The sequence below is a fragment of the Vibrio chanodichtyis genome (assembly GCF_028863985.1).
GTDB lineage: Bacteria > Pseudomonadota > Gammaproteobacteria > Enterobacterales > Vibrionaceae > Vibrio > Vibrio chanodichtyis.
Genome location: NZ_JARBFT010000001.1, coordinates 276136 through 299131, shown reverse-complemented (window position 1 = coordinate 299131; position 22996 = coordinate 276136). Strand labels below are relative to the sequence as shown.

The following is a 22996-nucleotide window of genomic DNA, read 5'->3' as shown; positions in this document are numbered from 1 at the left end:
CAATTCCTAATCTTATCAATTCATTTTAATAATTGGTTTGTTCTTTGTAATGCACGTCACTGAGTTCACGTAGGCGCTGCGCCGCTTGTTCCGCGGTCAAATCACGTTGGCTCTCGGCCAGCATTTCATAGCCGACCATAAACTTGCGCACGCTAGCACTGCGTAATAGCGGTGGATAAAACAACGCATGTAATTGCCAATGGTCAATATTGGTGCCTTGTTCAAAAAAGGGCGCATAGTGCCAACCCATCGAATAAGGGAAAGAGCACTGGAATAAGTTGTCGTAGCGGCTGGTCAATTTTTTGATGGCGAGCGCTAAATCATCCCGCTGGTGATCAGACAGTTCATTCATACGCCGAATGTGCTTCTTGGGTAACAACATGGTTTCAAAAGGCCAAGCCGCCCAGTACGGTACCAGCGCTACCCAATGTTCCGTTTCCACCACAATACGTGCCCCATCGGCGAGCTCAGCTTGCACATAGTCGACCAGCAAATTGCGACCATATTGTTGAAAATAAGCGGTTAAATGCTGATCTTTACGCTCAATCTCATTGGGTAAGAAACTGTTTGCCCAAATTTGTCCATGGGGATGTGGTTGTGAACACCCCATGGTTTCGCCTTTGTTCTCAAACGCTTGAACCCAAACATACTCTTTACCGAGCTGTTCAATTTGTTCATTCCAGGTATCAATCACCCCACGAATTTTTTCAACCGGCAGCTCAGGCAACGTTTGGCTGTGATCTGGCGAAAAACAGATCACTCGACTTAACCCACGTACCCCTTGCATTTGGAACAACGGATTATCGCTTGCCGGAGCATCCGGTGAATCGACCATTAACGCGGCAAAATCGTTATTGAAAACATAGGTGCCGGAATAATTCGGGTTAACATCCCCCGAGATCCGCGTATTGGTTGGGCATAAAAAACACTGTTGATCATAGCTTGGTAACTCAGCCAGCGCTGGCTTTTCATCGGCCCCACTCCATGGCCGTTTGGCACGGTGCGGAGAAACTAAAATCCACTGGCCTGTTAATGGGTTATAGCGACGGTGAGGGTGATCGACCGGATTAAATTTACTATTCGACATCTTTAATTACTCAACCTGCAAAGCGAAAATTAATAACCATTGGGGTTTTGAACCTGCCAATGCCAGGTATCTGCCGCCATTTGTGCAACGCTATATTGGGCTTTCCATCCCAGCTCACGCTCGGCTTTTTCAGTACTGGCCCAACACTGGGCAATATCGCCCGCTCGGCGTGGGCAAACTTGATACGGAATTGGCTTACCACATGCCGCGCTGAACGCCGCCACTATTTCGAGCACGCTAGAGCCGTTACCCGTACCTAGGTTATAAATGTGTAATCCTGCGCTTTGCCCTACTGCTTTGAGCGCAGCAAGGTGGCCATCCGCCAAGTCCATCACATGAATATAATCACGCACCCCAGTACCATCGGTGGTGGCATAGTCATCACCAAAAACCGATAGCTTTTCTCGTCGTCCGACTGCAACTTGCGCAATAAACGGCATTAAATTATTGGGAATACCCTGCGGATCTTCACCCATGGTGCCCGATGGATGGGCGCCGACCGGATTAAAATAGCGTAATAAGGTGATACTCCAGTCCGGTTCCGCCACCAACAAATCGCGCAAGCATTGTTCAACCATGTGTTTACTGGTGCCATACGGATTGGTGGTTGCGCCAGTCGGCGATGATTCGGTGATAGGAACCGTTTGTGGGTCGCCATATACCGTAGCGGATGAGCTAAACACCATCGACTTCACGCCTGCCTTACGCATACTACGCAGCAACACTAATGAACCATTAACATTATTGTCATAGTATTCCAGTGGCTTAATCACCGATTCACCCACCGCTTTTAGCCCGGCAAAATGAATCACCGCTTGGATGCGATGGGCAGCAAAAATCGAATCAAGCAGCGCTTCATCTCGCACATCACCTTGATAAAAAGTCGGTTTTTTACCCGTTAGTGCTTCAATACGATTTAACACTTCCGCTTTGGCATTACATAAATTATCCACGATGATCGGCTCAAGACCGGCCTCTATCATCTGTACACAAGTATGGCTACCTATGTACCCAATACCTCCAGTAATCAATACGCTCATAACTCACCCCTTGGCTCAGTTCAACACGATTGATTCTAGCAGCACCATTGCGCGTATTTCTGTGATAAAAACCCCAAAGTGGAAACGTTTACATGACAATTACCCAAGGTGAATACCTATATCATTCGCAATCATTGATAAGCAAACGCCAACCACCACACAAGTAATGAGTAACGTTTACATCAATAAGTGCGCAATCAATATAAAAAAATCGCGGCTCACAAGTCACTGCAAGCCGCGATTAAAGAGGTGATATTGATTAAACAGGCTGTGTAAGCAATAAAGGCCAATCCCTTACCTCTATTGCTGTACACTTCAACAAGCTTGTTTGCCCAAACGTTACCGAGCAAATATATGACTGATCATTCGGCTCAGTTGAGCGCGCCCCAGCCACACTCGTGTCAATGTGAGTAACAGGATAATACTCGCAACAGCTAGCATTCCCCACTCAGCATGCTGCAGATGGGTGGCGAGTGCCCCGATCATCAGCAAAGCTAAACCGATACTGCTCAAGCCAGCCAAGCGTTGTAGGAGCAAGCCTATTCCTCCCATCACTTCGAGCAGGCCAATCACATACATAAACCACAGTGCATAGCCCCAACGTGCAAATGCTGCCATTTCAAACTCTAAGCTCGCAAGCTTAGCGATTCCGGAAGCGAGAAAAATCAAGGATAATACTGCACTCAATGTATGGATTTTCATTGATAATTCCTTATAAAAAACCATTATCTATCGGTTAAAATTAAGCTGAAACAACGGATTATATGCCAATCGTCGCACTCAATTGTCTCATGCAGAAAGCTGGCTCACTGTGCCTAAATGGACGTCACCCAATCAGGTAACCAATCCAGCGCCCAAATCTCTAACTGTTTATCAAAACCAGTGAAAATCATGCTGCTGAGTAACAGCAATGCAATAGCTAATAAATATTTGCCATATTTTGCACTGTTACCAATTTTTTTAAGCTGTAAGCCTGAAGCATAGCCAATACTAACCAGCGGCAACGCGCAGCCTAATCCAAAAGCAAGCATAACAAAAAATGCCAGCAGCATATTTTGCCCGGTAGAGGCCAAGGCAATCGCCGTACCCAATGTCGGTCCAACACAAGGTAGCCATACCAGACCTAACGACATCCCCACTACCAGTTGAAAAACAGCACCAGAGCCTTGCACATTGGCACCGGGCATACGACTGACTAATAAAGAAAGCCCATAAGATATGCGATCATTCAGTGCTGGGATCAACAAAACCATCCCCATCAACAACATCAGCCCCGCTGAAAAATATCTCAATATGTCTGGAGAAATACCTAAGCTAAGCAGAATGAAAGTGATTAAGCTACCTGCAATCGCGAAAGTCACACTGATCCCGATCGCTAGCCAAACGAGACCAATACGGGAAGCCTGCATCGCCGAACTCGCCACCGCCGGTATCATAGGTAGTACACAGGGTGATAACAGGCTAAGTATGCCCGCCAAAAAGGCTAGAGGGATCGATGAGATATCCATTACAGACCGCTCTCAGCCGAGCTCAGAGCTTGAAAAATTTTATTACGGCGGGTTTCCGCTACACTAAACCACTGTTGTTGATCACCTTTATAAAGCAATAATGTCGATTGACGCGGTGCTTTAAAATAGGTCACCCACTCTTTTTGAGCATCAAAATCAATGATTAGCTGCTTAATTTTACTATGTGGGTTATCTTGAAAATAAGCATTAATAACTTTGTTTTGTGCTCGACAAGTTGGGCACCAATCCGCATGAACCACAATCAAAGTGATTTGATCCGCTTGCATTTGTGCCTCTTTCCAAGCTTGCTCAGTAAAGGGCATCTTGTAAGTATTCTCCATCGTGTTATTCATCGCATTGGTAGTACTCAACCACAGCGTTGCAACCAAGCTTATCATTGCCGTATATAGCGCTTTTTTCATTTTTCTATCCTTATTGAACATTATTTACCCACTGATCGATCTACCTTGCTGGTTACATAAATAGTATGCAGTGAGAAATTAAACCGACTCATGGCCATAAATTGGTGCTATGTTATTGATTAGCCAACTGCTCTCGAGACAGATTGCAGTAATGCCATACCACACCAAGGAAGACTAAGTCCTTAACCAGAAAGAAATTAGTGATCGGAACACCATCGGCCCATTTCCAAATTCCAGGAACGGTAAACAGGAAACTTAATGTGGCGATAAAAGTGATGATCGCCCCCCAGCTACTCCAATAAGCAAGGCGCGGCTGCCAAAGTCCTGCAATTAACCCTGCGGCGATGACAATCTCAACCAAACCGATCAGATTCGATACCCCCTGCTCAGAAAGAAAGGAGTACAGCCAGTTCATTAATGGATGACTCGCAACCCAAGGCCGAATCGCCGCCGCTTCAGTTGGCGTAAATTTGAAAATACCAATCCAAAGTAGGGTGAGTACGACACCAGCCAAAGCAACAAGGAAGCCAATCTCATAACGCTGCAAAAGGCTAAAGTGGCATTTCGCCGATTGAGAGGTGATGGAATTACAGCTCATAGTCATATCCTATATGTTAGTCAGAGTGAGATAGCAGTCTGGCGCACATCGTGATATGTTTTATAACTCATAGTCGCCAAATACTCACAATTCGTCTCAAATATGGATCCGCTTTCTATTTTACTGGCACATACTAACCCACGCGCTCAACTCTTTTTTGCGGGTAACCTCTGCTTAAATTCCGATAGCCAAGACTATCCCGCAGGGGGACATCTGCATCTACTGCGTAGTGGTGAACTGACTCTGCACTATGAGGGGGCGGAATCACGTTTACTGGCCGAGCAAACTTTGATTTTTTTTCCAAGCGGTCTGGCCCATCGCATGCAGCCACGCCAACTCGGTGGATGCGATCTTGTCTGCGCTTCTGTTTCATTCAGTCAAACCGCAACTTCACCACTGAAATTGGCGCTACCAGATGCTGTGATACTGCCATTACGTGAACTGCCCGCTCTAGAGCCATTGCTGACTCTGCTGTTTGATGAAGCATTTACTAGCCGCTATGGCCAACAACCCGTTCTCACTCGCTTACTGGAAACCTTACTGATTTTGCTATTGCGACATATGGTGGAAAATGGTCTGTGCCAGCAAGGTACTCTCGCTGGTTTATCCGATCCTCGCCTCGCAAAAGCGATAGCTGCCATACATTTACGTGCGGAAGAAAAATGGACCGTGGCCACATTAGCCAAACAAGCAGGGATGTCACGTGCACGGTTTGCGGCACATTTTCAAATGCACATCGGCATGCCGCCGTTAGCCTACCTAACCCAATGGCGAATGCTACTCGCTGGTCAACAATTGCTGATTGGTGAATCAATTATGCAAGTCGCTTTAAGCGCAGGCTACAGTGGTAGCATCGCGTTCAGTCGAGCCTTTGAACGTGAGTTTGGATTAAGCCCGGGTCGCTGGCTCAAAATGCAGCAAAGTGAAGTCAAAGACCCATCACTCAGTTAACTTCTCAAATCACTAAGCTGACTCTAAGCAAAACCAAACCGCATAGTCGCAACATCTCCTGCGTGTGAGCAAAGCCACCAACCTGTAATTTTATAACGATTGTTGAACTCATTAACCGATTTACAAGCACTTAAAGTCAAAAATTAGCCTTAGGCGCTATTTTTATTACATTTTTAGGTTATTGATTTACCATCCGTATAAAAAATAAAATTTAAAACCACTAACACTATGATTTAATAGTCTTATTAACTGGAAGTTGATCGTTATTACAGCTTCATATTTGGCTATCAAGCCAAATCTATAGTGATATATTTTACGGGTGGATATTAATGAAAGCGCGTGGACCGTTTTGCATTCGTCATGCAGCGGCAGATACTTTTGCCATGGTTGTATTTTGTTTTGTGACTGGAATGATGATTGAAGTGCTGATTTCTGGCATGACTTTACAACAATCGCTTGCCTCGCGTACCCTATCGATTCCGGTCAATATAGCGATCGCTTGGCCGTATGGCGTATTTCGCGACTATGTGTTGCGACAAGGTTATAAGCTTTCCAGCCACAGTGGGATGAAAAATCTGAGCGACTTGGTCGCTTACGTTCTCTTTCAATCCCCGGTCTATGCTGCCATTTTGTTCACGGTTGGTGCTTCTAGCGATCAAATCATCACCGCAGTGGGCACCAATGCATTAGTGTCATGTGCGATGGGCGTGTTATACGGTTATTTCCTCGACATGTGCCGTCGTTGGTTTAAAGTGCCCGGCTATACGGTTTCGGAAAGCTAAACCGAGTGAACGATAGTCAGCCGATTTTTAGCTGCACTTTTCATCGATGAGTAATGGCGTAACATCCACAACCGTTAACGTGACTGGTTGATTGAATGGCTCATGAGCCTATCAAAACAAGATTCGGCCAACAAGCGAGTGCTCTGCGCCCACTTTACCGCTAAACTAGCGCCCTGACTGACGATATCGAGCCCAAATACTCATGCAAAGCTTACAACAAATCCTGCAACAGCCAGAATTAGAACATAAACTGCTCAACCAAGCGAAAACGGTTGGTTTTGTCACCTCAATGGCCTGTTGCCCCAATGTTCTGCCGCCTGAAGAGTGGCTACCATTTCTATGGGGAGGCGAAGAAAACGCCCCATTTACCGATGCCACTCAATTAGAAACCTATCTTCAGCATATTATTCAACTTTGGAACACCTCCCGCCAGCAACTGCTCAGCGCTGAATGGCAGTGGCCAGCAGAGTATGCGCTAGATGAGCAAGAGATTGTCAATCAAGCTGTGCGTGATTTTTGTGAAGGGATGCTGCAAGGCTGGCAGTTGGCGCGTGATGATTGGGAAGTTCTGATGCCAGAACAAAGCTCCGATAATACATTGCTTGGCGGCGTGCTACTCTCGCTGAGCATGTTGTACGATCCGGAAACCTCCATCGCCACACTTTATGATCAAGGTGTTACCGGTTTAGAACAATTTGCCGAAATTTATGCGGCGATTCCCGCCATGCTAAGCGGCATCACCCAACGTGGTGTGGCACTAGCCGAAGCACAATAAGCCCCAATTAGCCGCCAAAAGCTGTTCAGAGCAAAATGCATGCAAAGCTGTGCGCAAAAAAATGCCCATCCACTAGGGGTTGGGCATTTTTAGTCTCAGCATCGATATCGGCTAGCCTATGCGTTACCTTTTACTCTCAGGTTCAGTTGCTGTGCAAACTCCAGCATTCGATTTAAGGGGATCAGCGATTTTTGTCTCAGCGCTTCATCAACAAAAATTTCGTGCTCTTCACCACCATCACGCAACGCTTTAGCAATCGCAGTTAAACCGTTCATCGCCATCCACGGACAATGGGCACAGCTACGACAAGTAGCACCCGCACCCGCCGTCGGAGCTTCAAACAGCTCTTTGTCTGGTACCATTTGTTGCATTTTAAAGAAGATGCCTTTATCGGTCGCCACAATCATTTTTTGTTGTGGTAAGGTTTGAGCCGCTTTGATCAATTGACTGGTTGAACCCACCGCGTCAGCTAATTCAACCACACTAGACGGCGATTCCGGATGTACCAAAACTGCCGCATCCGGATGCAGTGCTTTCATTTTGCGTAATGCACCAGCAGAAAACTCATCGTGAACCACACACTCACCTTGCCAAAGCAACATATCGGCACCGGTTTTATGGGCGATATAAGAGCCTAGATGGCGATCCGGAGCCCAAATAATCGACTTGCCTTGAGCATCTAGGTGTTCGACAATTTCTAACGCAATACTGGAGGTGACGACCCAATCAGCACGCGCTTTAACCGCAGCAGAAGTGTTGGCATACACTACAACGGTATGATCTGGATGCGCATCGCAAAACTCGGTGAACTTATCCGCTGGGCAACCTAAATCGAGTGAGCATTCGGCTTGTAAGGTTGGCATTAAAATCCGTTTTTCAGGGGTAAGGATCTTCGCCGATTCCCCCATAAAGCGCACACCAGCAATGATCAGCGTAGTTGCCGCATGATGATTGCCAAACTTGGCCATTTCTAGTGAATCACCCACAAAGCCACCGGTTGCTTCAGCCAGTGCCTGAATTTCCGGATCGGTATAATAATGGGCAATTAACACCGCATTTTTTTCAATCAATAGCTGTTTGATTTGGGCGATATAAGCTTGCTTCTCCTCACGAGTGAGCGGGATCGGCTTAGGAGGAAAAGGATAAACGGTATTGATAGTATCGAGTATGTGGCTCATGACTCTTGCTCTGCACAACTTTCATAGACCGCGCATTGTACACCTGAAATAAAGCTGTAAGCAAAAGTGAATCACACCAATTAGGAATATGCTTAAAAGGGCTGAATACTCAGCCCTTTTAATTTATTTTAAATTCTGTTTGGCAATTTCCGCCGAGGCACTGTCAGGGTATTCATCCATCGTTTGCTGATAAAACTTACGCGCTTGCTCAGCATTATTATTACGCTTAGCAATATCGCCCAATTTCACCAACGCATCGGCACGTTTATTTGAATCACGCTGAGAGACCACCGCCGCAAAACTCTTAGCTGCCGCTTGATCATCTTTGTTGGCAAAATAGAGTTGGCCTAACCAATAGTGGGCATTAGCCGATAAAGTCGAGTTGGGATAATCACTCTGAAACTGCTGAAACGCAGCAATCGCACCGGCGTAATCACGCTTTTTGAGGATCAGATCCACTGCATTTTGATAAGCCGCTTGCTCATTGGTATCACTACTGAATGTGCCTTGTGCAGCATCATTGCTGTTAGCGACTGAAGCAGCACTTGCTGCCGCGGGTGATTTAAGCTCACCACGCACTCGATCAAGTTCTACAAACAACTCACGTTGACGTTGCAACATTTGCTGCATGTCGTAGTTATTTTTTTCAATTTGGCCCCGTAGTTCATTGACCTCAAGTACCATGTCATCGAGCTGCTTTTGCATTTGCAACTGCACAAGATTACGGCTCTCAACTAAACGCTCAAGGCGTTCAAGGTCAGAATTCCGCGAACCACTCGCAGAACCAGCGGATACGTTGCGACTTAGGTCAGATACTGGAGCCGGTGCAGCGAGTACTTGACCCGCTGCACTAGCCAGTAACATCAGCATCACAACGTGCTTTAAGTTACTGAACATGAGGCATCACCTCAATTAGTAAACCAGAACTGCACGACGGTTTTTCGCGTACACATCTTCTGATTGACCAAGCATTAGCGGTTTCTCTTCGCCGTAGCTTACGATAGCGATTTGCTCAGTTTGCACGCCTAAAGCTTCTAGGTACTTAGCCACCGCTTGAGCACGACGCTCGCCCAGTGCAATGTTGTACTCTGGTGTACCACGCTCATCCGCATGACCTTCAACAGTCACTTTCAGGCTTGGGTTTTTAACCAAGTAAGTAGCATGTGCTGCTAACATGGTTTCGTAATCGCTGGCAATCGTTGCATTGTCGAATGCGAAGTAGATTGTTTGGTTTTGACGCAGTGCTTGTTGTTGCAGTTCTTGCTCAGTCAGTTGACCTTGCGCAGACAAAGCATTGCCATCAACATTAGAAACTTCAGATTGATTATTAGTTTGCGAACCTGAATTTGCTGCATCGTCACTTGAACTACAAGCAGTAACCGCTAAAACCGGTAGCGCAATCAATAGCCCTTTAAGAACTTTGTTAAGTTTCATTTTTTATTCCTTTCTATAAAACAGTTACTTGTTATAAAAACGGTGACCATGCTGGAGCGCGAACACGTCCATTGGTTGCCGGTAATCTTGCTTTAAAACGTCCATCAATGGAAACCATCGACAACACGTTGGCCTTATTGTAGATGGAGCTGTAAATCACCATACCACCATTGGGCGCAATACTTGGGGACTCATCTAACAGTGTTTTGGTTAGGATCTGCATTGCCCCGGTTTCTAAATCCTGCTTAGCGAGATTAAAGCCCGCATCACTACGATTGACCATCACCAAAAATTTACCATCTGGCGTGATTTGACCACCGAGGTTCTGGCTACCTTGCCAAGTTAAACGCTTAGTTTCACCGCTGGCTAAATTTACTTGATAAATCTGTGGTTTACCACCACGATCTGAGGTGAAAATTAACGATTTACCATCTGGATGCCAGAACGGCTCGGTGTTATTCGCACGACCAGTTGTGACCTCTTTTAAGCGTCGAGTGGCCAAGTCCATCGTGTAGACCTGTAAATTACCCGTTTTTGATAATACCAGCGCTAGAGTTTTACCATCTGGTGAGAATCTAGGCGCACCATTATGGCGTGGGAATGAGGTCAACTTTTCACGCTGGCCAGTATAGATGTTCATCATGTAAATTTCAGCTTGCCCGTTTTGAAAACTTACATAAGCAAGCATTTGACCATCTGGTGACCAAGCGGGTGACATCAAAGGTTGTTTAGATCGCAGCACTAGCCGTTCATTATAACCATCATAGTCCGCAATTCTCAGTTGATAAGGATAAGGGTCCTTATCATTGACCACCACATAAGCAATCCGAGTTAAAAATGCACCGCGTTCACCGGTGAGTTCTTCATATACTAAATCGGCAATCCGGTGAGCATACTCACGCAGCCGTGAAGCTGGTACTGTCGCTACTTTATTGAACAGCACATGATCTTTTGAAAGTACCAGTTGGCCATCCTGAGACAGTGATTTACTCTGCCCTTGCGTCAATTGACCACGAACAATGTCGATCAATTGATAATTGATCACATAATTACCCTCAGCATTCTGCGTGATGTTTCCGGTCAATAACGCATCGACCCCCATGGAGGTCCATTGGGTAAAATTCACTTGCTCATCGCTGTAGGGCGTTTGCGGCATATTATTGGTCGGTATAGGGCTAAACTTGCCACTGCGTTGTAAATCCGAAGCAATGACCGCCGAAACATCTTCCGGTAATTTGATCCCACCATCCCACTTGAAAGGGACAATCGCAATCGGACGTGCCGAATCAATACCGTCGGTGATCACCAGTTCTAATGCCGCATTAGCGACATGAACAGAGCTAGTACCGATGAGCATCAACATAAAAACTAATCGCTTAAACACAAGCCTTCCCTTCCTTATTCAGGTGCTACGGTTAAATTAATATTTCTTAGTTTTTCCACTACGTCAGGTTGATCCTTAGGTAGTGGAAAACTGTCCACTTGTGCCACGGCTCGTTGGGTTGCTGCGCACAAACGGCTATCACCATCAATCACGCTAAGGCTGCCCAGTAAAGCTCCTGTTCCGGTAGGGATCAGCCTTAAATTCACCCGGCACTGCTTACCTCTAAAACTCTCTTCCACTAATAAATTCTGGCGAATCAATTGGGTATAAATTGCACCGTAACGGCCAACTTCTGAAGTCACAAACTGTTGCCGCGCAGCATTATTTTGCTGATTTTCACTACTCAAACTGCCAAAAATGTCATTCAGTGCCGCTTCTTGTGCTTTACGCTCAGCCGCAGCTTTAGCGGCACGTTCTTTCTCTTGGCGCGCTTTCTCTGCCGCTTCTTTTGCCGCTTTTTCTTTGGCTAAACGTTCTTGCTCAGCTTTCGCGGCCAGCTCTTGCTCGCGTTTAGCTTTCTCTTGAGCTTGTTTGGCTTCCTGTTCCCGTTGGATGCGCTGCTGCTCAGCTTTGGCTGCCGCCGCTTCTTTGGCGACTCGCTCTTGTTCGGCTTTTCTCGCCGCATCTTCTTGAACTTTACGTTCAGCGGCGGCTTTAGCGGCACGCTGCTGTTCTTCACGCGCTTGTTGCTCGGCGGCAACACGCTGTTGCTCTTGCTGCTGGCGTAATTTTTCCGCTTCGCGGGCGGCCTTTGCGTCTTTGGCTTGCTGCTCTTTGAGCTGACGGATCCGCTCTTCTTCCGCTTGACGGTTTTTCTCAAGCAGCTCACTTTCTCGACGCAATTTATCTAATCGTTGCTGCTCTTTTTTAGCCGCTTCTTCGCGTTGATTACGAATTTGCTGGGCTTGTTGGCGCACCAATTGCGGATCAATCACCACCGCTTCAATCATTTGTCCTGTCGGTTCAGGCTCCGACATGCTGAAATCTGCGCCCCAGAATAAAATCACCACTAAAGCACCATGCATAGCCAGTGAAAGCGCGATTGATTTAGCATTACTACTGGTTCTGGACTTATTCTCTTTCATGCTCAATGTGAAACCTACTACTTAAGGTCGGTGAGTAACCCTACTTTGGGAATGCCGGCTCGACTCAACTCATCCAATACCAAAACAATCTCTGCATAAGGCGTAGCAGCATCCCCACCCACGGCAACTGGCGAATTAGGTTTAAGGCTCAATTCGGCTTTAACACGTACGATCACATCTTGCAGTGATAACCCGCGCTGTACATCCTCATCATTGACACTCAAGCCAACATTACCCTCTTTATCGACCTCAACAATAATAAAACTTGAATCGCTCTCTCCGGCCATATCGGCAGCTGATTTTGCCGAATGTGTTTTGGGTAATTCAACATCAACGCCTTGAGTGACAAATGGCGAAGTCACCATAAAGATAATCAACAGAACCAGCATAACGTCGATATAAGGCACCACGTTAATTTCTGCTTTCATCTCACGCTTTTTCGGTTGATAACCAGCCATAGCTACTCTCGACCCGCCATCGCTTGACGGTGCAAAATAGTATGGAACTCTTCAGAGAAAGTCGCATAGGTGTGCTCAAGCTTACTGACCTTATGGCTCAAACGGTTATACGCCATGACTGCAGGAATAGCGGCAAACAGGCCAATTGCAGTCGCAATCAGGGCTTCAGCAATCCCTGGCGCCACCATTGCCAGCGTGGCTTGCTTAACTTCACCAAGAGCAATAAAAGCATGCATAATGCCCCACACCGTGCCGAATAGACCGATATAAGGGCTGATAGAGCCAACCGTCGCCAAAAAAGGCAAACTGGTTTCTAAAGAATCCACTTCACGTGCTACCGCGACGCGCATCGCCCGTCCGGTGCCTTCCATCACAAAATCTGGGGCACTAGGATTGGTTTTACGTAAACGAGCAAACTCGGTAAAGCCAGCATAAAAGATCTCCTGAATACCATAGATCTCGTCTTTGCGTTTTTTTACATCTTGATAAAGAGCACCAAGATCAAGCCCAGACCAAAAACGGTCTTCAAATGCATCCGCTTCACGCTCCGCAGCGGCAATCACTCTACTGCGTTTGATAATGGCCGCCCAAGAAGCCACCGACATGCCTAGCAAGGTCAACATGACCATTTTTACCAAAAAACTGGCTTGTAAAAAAAGATCCAGAAATGAAATATCAGCGCTCACTACCGTTAAACTCCAAACTGATTAATTGAGGCAATGCCTTCGGCCTCATATTTTCATGATCAATACATGCTACCTTAACCTTCGCTTTAGACAATACAGCGCCGTCAGGATTAACCAGTTCCTGACAGAAGGTTAAAGAAGCTTTTCTTAATTCAGACACGTAAGTGATCACTTCAAGGTGGTCATCTAATTTTGCCCCTTTAAGAAAATCTATCTCCATGTGTCTGACCACAAAACCTGTATTTTGTTGCAGCAAACTTTGCTGATTAACGCCAAATGCTCGTAGCATTTCCGTACGAGCTCTTTCAAAGAATTTGAGATAATTGGCGTGATAAACGACACCACCAGCGTCAGTATCTTCGTAATACACTGTCACAGGCCAACGAAAAGTTTTCATGGTTTTGATAAAAATCTCATATACCTAGGATCGGCCGCTACTATAACGCAACTCTTCGATGATAGTACAAATGCGGATAAAGTTTTCTTAAGCGAATAATAAAAAATTGGCGCTATCTCAAAGAGACAGCGCCAATCTGCTTAAAAGCTCGTCAATTATTAACCCATCAGCTATACCCAAACAACTTGGAGTTGCAGGTAGGCGGCAAGTGAGTGAATCCCCATGAGCATAGGCAAACTATGTGATTGGGGTGAGCAAACGTAGCCAATACCGCTGCAACTTCAAGTAGGAAGAGGATAACCGATAAATGGCACCAAGGTCAGATAACTCAAGATCGTCAGTGAGATATAGGGACTAAACACCACCTGCCATAGCCAGTAACGCGGTTTAAACCCGATACCAAATATCATACTGGCACAGATAGCCCAGATCATCAGCGGAGCAAGCAGTGCGTTAAAGCCACCAATCCGAGCGGCATAACTGCTGGGATCCCACATCACCATTGCCGTATGGTAAAAACCTAACCCTAAAGATAAGGCCTGTAACCAGGCCTTATCTGTGATGCGGTGGAAAACGGCGATCTGTTCAGACCACGATTTCAACCGATTATTCACTATCTTTATCCATCATCTCAGAATGCTCTAGCCAAAGAGCATTGATGATACCGAATGAACAGGCCAGCAATACGCCCAAAATCCATGCGAAATACCACATAATAATTGCTCCTTAGTACAATGAATTTTTATTATTTTCGATGAATTGATCATCGAGACGGCCAAACATCTTGTAGTAACTCCAGATGGTATAACCCAAGATAATCGGTACCATCACCACGGCGACCATAGTCATTAATTCCAGGGTCAGCATGCTTGAGGTTGAATCCCACATGGTCAAGCTATGTGATGGATTGAGGCTAGAAGGCATCACAAATGGGAACATCGCAAAGCCAGCGGTCAAGATCACACCTGCGTTACCTAAGCTAGAAGCCAAGAACGCAAAACCACCTTTATTCAAGCGTGATGCAAGTACAGCCAGCAGCGGCATCAACACACCTAGAGCTGGGGCTAACCACAGTAGCGGCACTTGTTCAAAGTTACGCAGCCAAGCTCCCGCCTCACGAATCACTTCTTTATTCAACGGGTTCGAAGCGGCATTACCATCAACGACACCCACCCATAGATAACCTTCAATTTGCTGGATCCAGAAACCTGCGGCAACAAAACAAATTACGGTCAAAATACCCATCAGCTGGGCGACATTACGTGCACGTTGATGCACATGAGCCGTTGTTTTCATCTGTAGCCATGTCGAACCTTGCAGCAAGATCATAAACAAGCTAACCAAACCACACAGCAGTGCAAATGGATTAAGCAGACCAAAGAATGAGCCATGGTAGGTTGGCATCAAAAAGTCGCTCAATTGGAATGGTACGCCTTGCAGCAAATTGCCAAACGCAACCCCGAAAATCACCGGAGGAATGAAACCGGATGCTGAGATGGCTAAATCCCAATTATTGCGCCACTTGGTACTCTCAATTTTTGAGCGGTAATCAAGCCCGAGAGGACGCAGCCACAATGCGGCTAACGTCACCAGCATCGCGAGATAAAATCCAGAGAATGATGTCGCATACACTAATGGCCAAGCGGCAAACAGTGCGCCACCAGCGGTGATTAACCAAACTTGGTTACCATCCCAGTGTGGAGCGATCGAGTTGATCATCACGCGACGTTCATTATCGGTTTCACCAATCACAGGTACCAAGGCACCCACGCCCATATCAAAGCCATCGGTAATGGCGAAGCCGATCAGCAGCACACCAATCAGTACCCACCAGATAAGCCGTAAGATTTCGTAATCAAACATGGTTATTTCTCCTCGCCTTATGCTTCAACTTGACGATTAACTTGATCTTGAACAGACGCCGAGCCTTGTTCAAAGTGGTAACGCCCGGTTTTCAGGCTGCTTGGCCCAATCCGTGCGAACTTCACCATCAAATACACTTCAGCAATAAGGAAAATGGTATACAGCGCTAAAATAGCCAGCATGGAGATAATGATGTCTCCAGCATTAAGCGCAGAAGCGGCCACATTAACCGGTAAAATCTCACCGACCGCCCACGGCTGACGGCCAAATTCAGCCACAAACCAACCGGTTTCGACCGCGATCCAAGGTAGCGGAATACTGAATAATGCCGCTTTAAGTACCCATTTTTTCTGCTCAATTTTCTGACGACAGGTCTGGATAAAGGCAGCACCAAACACGATCAGCATAATAAAGCCACAAGCTACCATGATGCGGAATGACCAGAAAAGTGGCCATACGGTTGGAATTGAATCATCGGCAGCCGCTTGGATTTGCTCCTCGCTCGCATCGGTCACCTTGTCGGTGTAACGCTTAAGCAGAAGCCCGTAGCCCAGATCCTGTTTTACTTCATCAAAGGTTGCCATATTTTCTGGCGTTTTTTCACCAGCACGTAAACGCTCAAGTAGCTCATAGGCATACATACCATTACGGATCCGCTCTACGTGTTCAGCGCGCAGGTCACGCAAACCAATCACTTGTTCATCCAGTGAACGGGTTGCAATAATCCCCATCACGTAAGGAATTTTTATCGCATAGTCAGTATGCATGGTTTCTTGGTTTGGAATACCAAACAGAGTGAAAGCCGCAGGAGCAGGTTCGGTGTGCCATTCAGACTCAATCGCCGCCAATTTGACTCGCTGCACTTCACCCAGCTCATAGCCAGATTCATCGCCTAGTACGATAACCGACAGCACTGAAGCCATACCAAAAGAGGCCGCAATCGCAAAAGAACGGCGGGCAAACGCAACATCACGACCTTTCAATAAGTAGTAGGCGCTGATACCGAGAATAAACATCGCACCCGTGGTGTAACCTGCCGCGACAGTGTGGACAAATTTCACCTGTGCCACTGGGTTAAGCACTACTTCGGCAAAGCTCACCATCTCCATCCGCATGGTTTCAAAGTTAAACTCAGAACCGACTGGATTTTGCATCCAACCGTTAGCCACTAAGATCCACAATGCCGAGAAGTTAGAACCTAACGCCACCAACCAAGTTACGGTCAAGTGTTGGCGCTTAGATAGGCGATCCCAGCCAAAGAAGAATAAGCCGACAAAAGTAGATTCAAGGAAGAAAGCCACCAAGGCTTCAATCGCGAGAGGCGCGCCAAAAATATCGCCGACGTAGTGTGAATAGTAGGACCAGTTAGTACCAAACTGGAACTCCATGGTGAGGCCGGTGGCGACACCAAGCGCAAAGTTAATCCCAAATAACTTACCCCAGAACTTGGTCATGTCCTTGTAGATCTGTTTATCGGTCATAACATAGAGAGACTCCATAATGGCAAGTAAAAACGCCATACCTAGAGTCAGAGGAACAAACAGGAAGTGATACATCGCAGTCAGCGCAAACTGCAACCGCGATAAATCGACGACATCGATCATGATAACTCCTTTGTGTCGGCTGAATGACACGTTCGACATAGCACAACAATCACAAAACCAAACGTCAGTAAAATGCTGCGGTTGCGTTGCGATTTAGCACCAATATAATTAGTTAATTGTTAAGTCACAGCTGATATAAGCTAGCGCTAATACTAATGCCAAACAGAGCTTGTTTCAAAAGGTTTCTAGAAGAATTACGCTTTGATCTACATCAGTTTTACCCACAGAAAAGTGCGTAATAAATCATCATAATGATCTAAATCAAAATGGAAAAAGCCATGGAGTTATCAAGCGGTAAATGAAGTGATGCCACTCAAACAAAAAGCAACATAGCGCCAACAATTGATTAGTGATACCAACAATTGATTAGATGAAGTAAATGGTAGAAATGCGATCGTTATCAAACCAGTTGAACTCGCCCAATATACTGGGCGAGCAATACCACTATTATTTTTCAAGCCCAAAATGTAAGTAAGCGCGATCGGTGGCAATCCGACCACGCGGTGTACGTTGTAAATAACCTTGCTGGATCAAAAAAGGCTCTAACACATCTTCAATGGTATCTTTCTCTTCCCCAATTGCCGCAGCTAAGTTATCTAATCCCACTGGACCACCGGAAAATTTTTCCATAATCGCCAGCAACAATTTTCGGTCCATATAATCGAACCCTTGATGATCAACATCAAGCATATCGAGGGCTTTATCTGCCGTTTGCGCGCAAATATGCCCATCACCTTTGACTTCCGCATAATCTCGCACTCGGCGCAGCAAGCGGTTGGCAATCCGCGGGGTGCCGCGTGCCCGTCGTGCGACTTCTAATGCCCCATCACTGTCCATTGAAAGCCCTAAACAGTGGGCACTCCGCTGAACAATATTTTGTAAATCAGCCACTTGGTAATACTCCAAACGCTGGACTATCCCAAACCGATCACGCAGTGGTGAGGTTAAAGAGCCGGCACGAGTGGTCGCGCCGATTAAAGTAAAAGGAGGCAAATCAATTTTGATCGAGCGTGCCGCAGGCCCTTCACCAATCATAATATCCAGTTGGTAATCTTCCATCGCTGGATACAGCACTTCTTCGACCATCGGGCTTAAGCGATGAATCTCGTCGATAAACAGCACATCATTATGCTCAAGGTTGGTCAGCAGCGCCGCTAAATCACCGGCTTTTTCCAATACCGGGCCAGAAGTGGTACGAATATTCACCCCCATTTCATTGGCGACAATGTTGGCTAAGGTTGTTTTGCCCAGACCCGGCGGGCCAAAAATCAGCAGATGATCTAACGCCTCTTGGCGTTGTTGCGCGGCTTTAATGAAGATTTCCATTTGATCACGCACGTGATCTTGGCCTTGGTAATCGGCAAGCTGCTTAGGACGAATCGCGCGATCAATCACTTCTTCATCTTTAAAAGTGTGATTAACCGGAGCGATTAAACGATCGGCTTCTATCATATGTTCTCTATTGACTTAACGCTGAGTGGCAAATGGTGCATCAATCTCTGTGGCTACACCATAGATCGCAGAGCTTCGCGGATCAACGCTTCGCTGCTCATGCCCGGTTTGGCGACTTGGGTCACTGCTTTGGAAGCTTGAGGAGGCTTGTAGCCTAACGCCAACAACGCACTTATCGCTTCTTCTTGGGCGTTCTGCGCCATGGCAGGCATCGAATCCATCGGTGCGGCATCGGTCGCAGGAGTAAACAGATCACCCTCCCCCCAACCTTTTAAGCGATCTTTCATTTCGACCACCAGTCTTTCTGCTGTTTTTTTGCCCACACCAGGCAGTTTGATCAGGGTCGAAATATCTTCTTTTTCGACACAACGGACAAACTGAGTAGCGGTCATTCCCGATAAAATAGCCAGCCCCATTTTTGGCCCAACACCATTAGCTTTGATTACCTCACGAAATAGAGCTCGCTCATTAACGGTATTAAAGCCATACAGTAATTGCGCATCTTCACGCACCACAAAATGAGTATAAATGATCGCCTCTTCACCAAGGTTGGGCAGTTCATAAATACAGCTCATTGGCATCTGTACTTCATAGCCAATTCCGCCCACTTCAAGCAAAATTTGAGGTGGCAATTTTTCAATCAGCGTGCCGCGAAGACGTCCAATCACAGGAAATTCCTTATGGATGAGGGAAAAGTAAGATGGGCAAGATGATAATCAATAACTGGATGGATAGCCAGTAAAAACCAGCCTAAGTTTAATCCCCTCAACGATAGCGACCACGACGCGCACTGGTCGCCTGCCCCGCCAATGCCAATAACGTGTTATTGGTATTCGCATGACAAATCGCCACCCCTAATGCATCTGCGGCATCGGCTTGTGGTTTACCGGGCAGTTTTAACATTTGTTGTACCATATGTTGCACTTGGCTTTTGTCGGCAGCGCCAGTGCCGACGACAGCCTGCTTAATCAATCTGGCCGCATACTCATAAACCGGTAAATTAGCGTTTACCGCAGCGACAATCGCACTGCCTCTGGCTTGACCAAGCTTGAGGGCTGAATCGGCATTTTTGGCCATAAACACTTGTTCAATAGCAAAATCATCGGGCTGAAATTGAGTGATGATTTCACTCACTCCCGCATAAATTTGTTTTAGCCGCAGTGGTAATGCTTGCTCTGAAGTACGAATACAACCACTGCCAAGATAGATAAGTTGCCGCCCTTGCTGACGGATCACCCCATACCCCGTTACTCGTGATCCCGGGTCTATTCCTAAGATGATCGACATAACTCGCTTGCCTTGTTGATTGGAAACCGGCGCATAACACGCAAAAATACAAAACGCTTAAAAAATACAGAACCGTTAGCAAATATAAAACCGTTAGAAAAAGAGTGGGCCTAAGCCCACTCTTTGATTGGATGGTGGTTATTTACGACGCCAAGTCGTGCCGTTCGGGCCATCTTCCAGCACGATGCCCAACGCATTAAGCTGATCACGCGCCAGATCGGCATTCGCCCAATCTTTACTGGCACGCGAATCGTTACGCAGTTTGATTAACGCTTCAATTTGTTCTGCTTGTTCATCTTCAGCGCCACCTTGGAAAAACGCTTCTGGCTCTTGGTACAAAATACCAATCACATCCGCTAGCTCACGCATCAGGCTCGCCAATGCGCTGGCGTTGGTCACATCTTCACTTTTCAGGCGATTAATTTCACGCGCCATATCAAACAGCACCGAATACGCTTCTGGGGTATTGAAATCATCGTTCATCGCGGCAGTAAAACGAGAAACATACTCCTCACCACCAGCGGCAGGCACCGAGCGATCCAAACCACGTAGCGCGTTATACAATCTTTCTAACGAAGCGCGCGCTTGATTGAGGTTCTCTTCACTGTAATTTAACTGACTGCGGTAGTGGCCGGACATCAAGAAATAACGAATGGTTTCTGCATCGTAGTGACCAAGTACATCGCGGATAGTAAAAAAGTTGCCTAATGATTTAGACATCTTCTCTTTATCGACCATCACCATGCCACTGTGCATCCAAGTATTAACGTACTGGGTATCATGAGCGCAGCAAGATTGCGCAATTTCATTTTCATGGTGAGGAAATTGCAGATCCGAACCCCCACCGTGAATATCGAAATGATGACCTAAAATCGATGAGTTCATCGCAGAACATTCGATGTGCCAACCAGGGCGACCCGCTCCCCACGGTGATTGCCAAGTTGGCTCTCCCGGCTTTGACATTTTCCATAGCACAAAATCCAGCGGGCTACGTTTAGCGGCTTCAATGTCTACCCGAGCGCCAGCCTGCAATTGATCCAAATCTTGTTTAGATAACTTACCGTACTCACGGTATTGGCCCACTTCAAACATCACATCGCCGTTAGCCGCCACATAGGCGAAACCACGTTCAATCAAACGCTCAACCAGCGCAATAATCTCTTCAATGTAGGCCGTAGCGCGAGGTTCTACATCCGGACGCTTAATGTTTAATGCATCAAAATCGGCATACATTTCTTGAATCAAACGTTCGGTTAATGATTCGCAGCTTTCTTGGTTTTCTGTCGCACGTTTGATGATTTTGTCATCAATATCGGTAATGTTACGCACAAAGGTCAAATCATAGCCTAAGTAACGTAAGTAACGGGCGACCACATCGAAAGAGACGAAGGTCCGTCCGTGTCCAATATGACAGAGATCATAAATAGTGACACCACACACATACATGCCCACTTTACCAGCGGTGATGGGTTTAAATTCCTCTTTCTGTCGTGTAAGTGAGTTATAAATCTTCAACATGATCGCTATCTGATTACCAGCAAAATTATAAATGGCGGACAGTATAACAACTCAAAGATTGCCAGGTCATCCATTTGATGTTTTGAATGCACAAAAAGTTAAGCTAAACTCTGGCTCTCAATCGATAAATGCGAAGGTAAAACTCATGATCACCCTGCATACCAATTTTGGTGACATTAAAATTCAGCTCAACTTTGAACAAGCGCCAATCACTAGCGCGAACTTTGAGCAATATTGCCGTGAAGGTTTTTACGACAACACTTTGTTCCACCGCGTGATTGATGGTTTTATGATCCAAGGCGGCGGCATGACTTCTGGCCTGCGTGAAAAAGAGACACGCGACGCGATTCGCAATGAAGCCAACAATGGCCTGAGCAATAAAGTGGGTACTCTAGCGATGGCTCGTACCATGGATCCACATTCAGCCAGCTCGCAATTCTTTATTAACGTCAACAATAATACCTTCCTAGATTTTCGTGCCGAAAGCCGGGATGGATGGGGTTACTGCGTATTTGGCGAAGTGGTTGAAGGAATGGACATCGTCAATAAAATCAAGGCGGTTAGCACTGGATCTTATGGCATGCATCAAGATGTACCACTAGAAGAAGTGCTGATCACCAGCACCACTATTGAAGCTTAATTGGATGAGGAGCGCTTAGGCGCTCCTTTTGTTATAAAGATGCACACACTATTTATCTCTGATCTCCATCTCTCGGCTCACCAGCCTGAGATTACTGCCGCCTTTATCCAGTTTATGCGTGAACAGGCCACTCAAGCCGATGCACTCTATGTGCTTGGTGATCTGTTCGATTTTTGGGTGGGAGATGATGACCCAAGCGCCTTTGCTCAGCAGATCAAAGCCGAATTTCGCCAACTGACGCAACAAGGTGTCCCCTGCTATTTGATCAAAGGCAACCGTGATTTTCTACTCGGACCACAGTTTGCCAAACAGACCGGTGTACAATTGCTGGCGGATGAAGCGGTAGTTGATTTATATGGACAAACAGCCGTCTTGCTGCACGGTGATACCCTCTGCACCCAAGATACTCGCTATCTCGCTTTTCGTAACAAAGTTCACCAACCTTGGCTGCAGCGCTTGTTTGCATTATTGCCCTTTGCACTACGCCAGCGCATAGTAAGCAAGATTCAGTCTGATATTCGAGATCATAAACAGCACAAATCGATGCAGATCATGGATGTTACACCCAGTGAAGTGCTAAAGGTCATGCAACATCATCAGGTTGACTTAATGATCCACGGCCACACTCATCGCCCGGCGATTCACCAGATTGTGGCCGATCAAAATAAGCCAAAAACACGCATTGTATTAGGTGATTGGTATGAGCAAAGTTCAGTATTGGCCTATTCTAAACATATAGACTACCAATTATTGTCTAAACCACTTAGACATAACGGTTGATTGTATGCTAATAAAGGGACGTTTACGGGATAAAAGTCTTCGTATAATCAATAATGAATAATAAATG

27 protein-coding genes are annotated in these 22996 nt (G+C 46.3%); 5 read left to right on the top strand and 22 right to left on the bottom strand.

What is annotated here, in order from left to right; translation table 11 throughout:
• Positions 1-25: 25 nt before the first annotated feature.
• The 6 genes from PUN32_RS01270 to PUN32_RS01245 form a co-directional block, all read right to left on the bottom strand.
• A complete protein-coding gene (locus tag PUN32_RS01270) occupies positions 26-1087 on the bottom strand; it encodes a UDP-glucose--hexose-1-phosphate uridylyltransferase (RefSeq protein WP_274721397.1) in 1062 nt (353 codons plus the stop codon).
• 29 nt (positions 1088-1116) lie between these two features.
• Entirely contained in the window at positions 1117-2127 is a 1011-nt protein-coding gene (gene galE / locus PUN32_RS01265) for a UDP-glucose 4-epimerase GalE (RefSeq protein WP_274721396.1), read from the bottom strand.
• Positions 2128-2466: 339 nt separating this feature from the next.
• Entirely contained in the window at positions 2467-2829 is a 363-nt protein-coding gene (locus PUN32_RS01260; RefSeq protein ID WP_274721395.1) for a DoxX family protein, read from the bottom strand.
• A gap of 113 nt (positions 2830-2942) precedes the next feature.
• Entirely contained in the window at positions 2943-3635 is a 693-nt protein-coding gene (locus PUN32_RS01255; protein WP_274721394.1) for a cytochrome c biogenesis CcdA family protein, read from the bottom strand.
• Complete coding sequence (locus PUN32_RS01250; protein WP_274721393.1) at positions 3635-4057, bottom strand: thioredoxin family protein; 423 nt, start codon at positions 4055-4057, stop codon at positions 3635-3637. The genes PUN32_RS01255 and PUN32_RS01250 overlap by 1 nt, the downstream gene beginning before the upstream one ends.
• 112 nt (positions 4058-4169) lie before the next feature.
• Complete coding sequence (locus PUN32_RS01245) at positions 4170-4661, bottom strand: DUF417 family protein (RefSeq protein ID WP_406707927.1); 492 nt, start codon at positions 4659-4661, stop codon at positions 4170-4172.
• Positions 4662-4757: 96 nt separating this feature from the next.
• Between PUN32_RS01245 and PUN32_RS01240 the strand changes: the two genes are divergently transcribed.
• The 3 genes from PUN32_RS01240 to PUN32_RS01230 all read left to right on the top strand — a co-directional run bounded on the left by PUN32_RS01240 (position 4758) and on the right by PUN32_RS01230 (position 7163).
• Entirely contained in the window at positions 4758-5606 is an 849-nt protein-coding gene (locus tag PUN32_RS01240) for an AraC family transcriptional regulator (RefSeq protein WP_274721391.1), read from the top strand.
• 329 nt (positions 5607-5935) lie between these two features.
• The gene (locus PUN32_RS01235) at positions 5936-6388 is read left to right on the top strand and encodes an L-alanine exporter AlaE (protein ID WP_274721390.1); all 453 of its coding nucleotides are present in this window, start codon (positions 5936-5938) and stop codon (positions 6386-6388) included.
• Between the two features lie 202 nt (positions 6389-6590).
• Positions 6591-7163, top strand: a complete 573-nt coding sequence (locus PUN32_RS01230; protein ID WP_274721389.1) for a YecA family protein — start codon at positions 6591-6593, stop codon at positions 7161-7163.
• Between the two features lie 116 nt (positions 7164-7279).
• Here the strand turns inward: PUN32_RS01230 and nadA are convergent, their stop codons facing one another.
• The 16 genes from nadA to cysS form a co-directional block, all read right to left on the bottom strand.
• The gene (gene nadA, locus PUN32_RS01225) at positions 7280-8341 is read right to left on the bottom strand and encodes a quinolinate synthase NadA (RefSeq protein ID WP_274721388.1); all 1062 of its coding nucleotides are present in this window, start codon (positions 8339-8341) and stop codon (positions 7280-7282) included.
• A gap of 123 nt (positions 8342-8464) precedes the next feature.
• On the bottom strand, positions 8465-9238 hold the full coding sequence (gene ybgF, locus PUN32_RS01220) for a tol-pal system protein YbgF (RefSeq protein WP_274721387.1): 774 nt from the start codon (positions 9236-9238) through the stop codon (positions 8465-8467).
• A gap of 15 nt (positions 9239-9253) precedes the next feature.
• On the bottom strand, positions 9254-9775 hold the full coding sequence (pal, locus tag PUN32_RS01215) for a peptidoglycan-associated lipoprotein Pal (RefSeq protein ID WP_274721386.1): 522 nt from the start codon (positions 9773-9775) through the stop codon (positions 9254-9256).
• A gap of 31 nt (positions 9776-9806) precedes the next feature.
• Positions 9807-11159, bottom strand: coding sequence for a Tol-Pal system beta propeller repeat protein TolB (tolB, locus tag PUN32_RS01210; RefSeq protein ID WP_274721385.1), 1353 nt, complete (start codon positions 11157-11159; stop codon positions 9807-9809).
• 14 nt (positions 11160-11173) lie between these two features.
• Entirely contained in the window at positions 11174-12244 is a 1071-nt protein-coding gene (tolA, locus tag PUN32_RS01205) for a cell envelope integrity protein TolA (protein WP_274721384.1), read from the bottom strand.
• A 17-nt stretch (positions 12245-12261) separates the two neighbouring features.
• Positions 12262-12702: a protein TolR gene (tolR, locus tag PUN32_RS01200; protein ID WP_274721383.1), complete on the bottom strand. Its 441-nt coding sequence runs from the start codon at positions 12700-12702 to the stop codon at positions 12262-12264.
• 2 nt (positions 12703-12704) lie between these two features.
• On the bottom strand, positions 12705-13388 hold the full coding sequence (gene tolQ / locus PUN32_RS01195; protein ID WP_274721382.1) for a protein TolQ: 684 nt from the start codon (positions 13386-13388) through the stop codon (positions 12705-12707).
• On the bottom strand, positions 13378-13785 hold the full coding sequence (gene ybgC / locus PUN32_RS01190; protein ID WP_166014766.1) for a tol-pal system-associated acyl-CoA thioesterase: 408 nt from the start codon (positions 13783-13785) through the stop codon (positions 13378-13380). The genes tolQ and ybgC overlap by 11 nt, the downstream gene beginning before the upstream one ends.
• Before the next feature lie 281 nt (positions 13786-14066).
• Entirely contained in the window at positions 14067-14387 is a 321-nt protein-coding gene (gene ybgE, locus PUN32_RS01185) for a cyd operon protein YbgE (protein ID WP_274721553.1), read from the bottom strand.
• 4 nt (positions 14388-14391) lie between these two features.
• Positions 14392-14499, bottom strand: coding sequence for a cytochrome bd-I oxidase subunit CydX (gene cydX / locus PUN32_RS01180; RefSeq protein WP_087479513.1), 108 nt, complete (start codon positions 14497-14499; stop codon positions 14392-14394).
• A 12-nt stretch (positions 14500-14511) separates the two neighbouring features.
• A complete protein-coding gene (cydB, locus tag PUN32_RS01175; RefSeq protein ID WP_274721381.1) occupies positions 14512-15648 on the bottom strand; it encodes a cytochrome d ubiquinol oxidase subunit II in 1137 nt (378 codons plus the stop codon).
• A 17-nt stretch (positions 15649-15665) separates the two neighbouring features.
• A complete protein-coding gene (gene cydA, locus PUN32_RS01170) occupies positions 15666-17252 on the bottom strand; it encodes a cytochrome ubiquinol oxidase subunit I (protein ID WP_274721380.1) in 1587 nt (528 codons plus the stop codon).
• 447 nt (positions 17253-17699) lie between these two features.
• Positions 17700-18704 carry a Holliday junction branch migration DNA helicase RuvB gene (gene ruvB, locus PUN32_RS01165; RefSeq protein ID WP_274721379.1) on the bottom strand — a complete coding sequence of 335 codons (1005 nt, stop codon included), beginning with the start codon at positions 18702-18704 and terminating at the stop codon, positions 17700-17702.
• Between the two features lie 53 nt (positions 18705-18757).
• Entirely contained in the window at positions 18758-19372 is a 615-nt protein-coding gene (gene ruvA, locus PUN32_RS01160; protein ID WP_274721378.1) for a Holliday junction branch migration protein RuvA, read from the bottom strand.
• Positions 19373-19469: 97 nt separating this feature from the next.
• Positions 19470-19991 carry a crossover junction endodeoxyribonuclease RuvC gene (gene ruvC / locus PUN32_RS01155; RefSeq protein ID WP_274721377.1) on the bottom strand — a complete coding sequence of 174 codons (522 nt, stop codon included), beginning with the start codon at positions 19989-19991 and terminating at the stop codon, positions 19470-19472.
• A gap of 138 nt (positions 19992-20129) precedes the next feature.
• On the bottom strand, positions 20130-21509 hold the full coding sequence (gene cysS, locus PUN32_RS01150; protein WP_274721376.1) for a cysteine--tRNA ligase: 1380 nt from the start codon (positions 21507-21509) through the stop codon (positions 20130-20132).
• 145 nt (positions 21510-21654) lie between these two features.
• On the opposite strand from cysS, the gene PUN32_RS01145 reads away from it, so the two are divergent.
• Positions 21655-22149: a peptidylprolyl isomerase gene (locus PUN32_RS01145; protein ID WP_274721375.1), complete on the top strand. Its 495-nt coding sequence runs from the start codon at positions 21655-21657 to the stop codon at positions 22147-22149.
• Positions 22150-22188: 39 nt separating this feature from the next.
• Positions 22189-22929 (top strand): UDP-2,3-diacylglucosamine diphosphatase, encoded by a 741-nt coding sequence (lpxH, locus tag PUN32_RS01140; protein ID WP_274721374.1) that lies wholly within the window; start codon positions 22189-22191, stop codon positions 22927-22929.
• Positions 22930-22996: the final 67 nt, after the last annotated feature.

Excerpts from the sequence above, each read along its gene's own strand:
- PUN32_RS01270 (WP_274721397.1), bottom strand. The coding sequence starts at position 1,087 with ATGTCGAATAGTAAATTTAATCCGGTCGATCACCCTCACCGTCGCTAT.
- galE (WP_274721396.1), bottom strand. The coding sequence starts at position 2,127 with ATGAGCGTATTGATTACTGGAGGTATTGGGTACATAGGTAGCCATACT.
- PUN32_RS01260 (WP_274721395.1), bottom strand. The coding sequence starts at position 2,829 with ATGAAAATCCATACATTGAGTGCAGTATTATCCTTGATTTTTCTCGCT.
- PUN32_RS01255 (WP_274721394.1), bottom strand. The coding sequence starts at position 3,635 with ATGGATATCTCATCGATCCCTCTAGCCTTTTTGGCGGGCATACTTAGC.
- PUN32_RS01250 (WP_274721393.1), bottom strand. The coding sequence starts at position 4,057 with ATGAAAAAAGCGCTATATACGGCAATGATAAGCTTGGTTGCAACGCTG.
- PUN32_RS01245 (WP_406707927.1), bottom strand. The coding sequence starts at position 4,661 with ATGACTATGAGCTGTAATTCCATCACCTCTCAATCGGCGAAATGCCAC.
- PUN32_RS01240 (WP_274721391.1), top strand. The coding sequence starts at position 4,758 with ATGGATCCGCTTTCTATTTTACTGGCACATACTAACCCACGCGCTCAA.
- PUN32_RS01235 (WP_274721390.1), top strand. The coding sequence starts at position 5,936 with ATGAAAGCGCGTGGACCGTTTTGCATTCGTCATGCAGCGGCAGATACT.
- PUN32_RS01230 (WP_274721389.1), top strand. The coding sequence starts at position 6,591 with ATGCAAAGCTTACAACAAATCCTGCAACAGCCAGAATTAGAACATAAA.
- nadA (WP_274721388.1), bottom strand. The coding sequence starts at position 8,341 with ATGAGCCACATACTCGATACTATCAATACCGTTTATCCTTTTCCTCCT.
- ybgF (WP_274721387.1), bottom strand. The coding sequence starts at position 9,238 with ATGTTCAGTAACTTAAAGCACGTTGTGATGCTGATGTTACTGGCTAGT.
- pal (WP_274721386.1), bottom strand. The coding sequence starts at position 9,775 with ATGAAACTTAACAAAGTTCTTAAAGGGCTATTGATTGCGCTACCGGTT.
- tolA (WP_274721384.1), bottom strand. The coding sequence starts at position 12,244 with ATGAAAGAGAATAAGTCCAGAACCAGTAGTAATGCTAAATCAATCGCG.
- tolR (WP_274721383.1), bottom strand. The coding sequence starts at position 12,702 with ATGGCTGGTTATCAACCGAAAAAGCGTGAGATGAAAGCAGAAATTAAC.
- ybgC (WP_166014766.1), bottom strand. The coding sequence starts at position 13,785 with ATGAAAACTTTTCGTTGGCCTGTGACAGTGTATTACGAAGATACTGAC.
- cydX (WP_087479513.1), bottom strand. The coding sequence starts at position 14,499 with ATGTGGTATTTCGCATGGATTTTGGGCGTATTGCTGGCCTGTTCATTC.
- cydB (WP_274721381.1), bottom strand. The coding sequence starts at position 15,648 with ATGTTTGATTACGAAATCTTACGGCTTATCTGGTGGGTACTGATTGGT.
- cydA (WP_274721380.1), bottom strand. The coding sequence starts at position 17,252 with ATGATCGATGTCGTCGATTTATCGCGGTTGCAGTTTGCGCTGACTGCG.
- ruvB (WP_274721379.1), bottom strand. The coding sequence starts at position 18,704 with ATGATAGAAGCCGATCGTTTAATCGCTCCGGTTAATCACACTTTTAAA.
- ruvC (WP_274721377.1), bottom strand. The coding sequence starts at position 19,991 with ATGTCGATCATCTTAGGAATAGACCCGGGATCACGAGTAACGGGGTAT.
- cysS (WP_274721376.1), bottom strand. The coding sequence starts at position 21,509 with ATGTTGAAGATTTATAACTCACTTACACGACAGAAAGAGGAATTTAAA.
- PUN32_RS01145 (WP_274721375.1), top strand. The coding sequence starts at position 21,655 with ATGATCACCCTGCATACCAATTTTGGTGACATTAAAATTCAGCTCAAC.
- lpxH (WP_274721374.1), top strand. The coding sequence starts at position 22,189 with ATGCACACACTATTTATCTCTGATCTCCATCTCTCGGCTCACCAGCCT.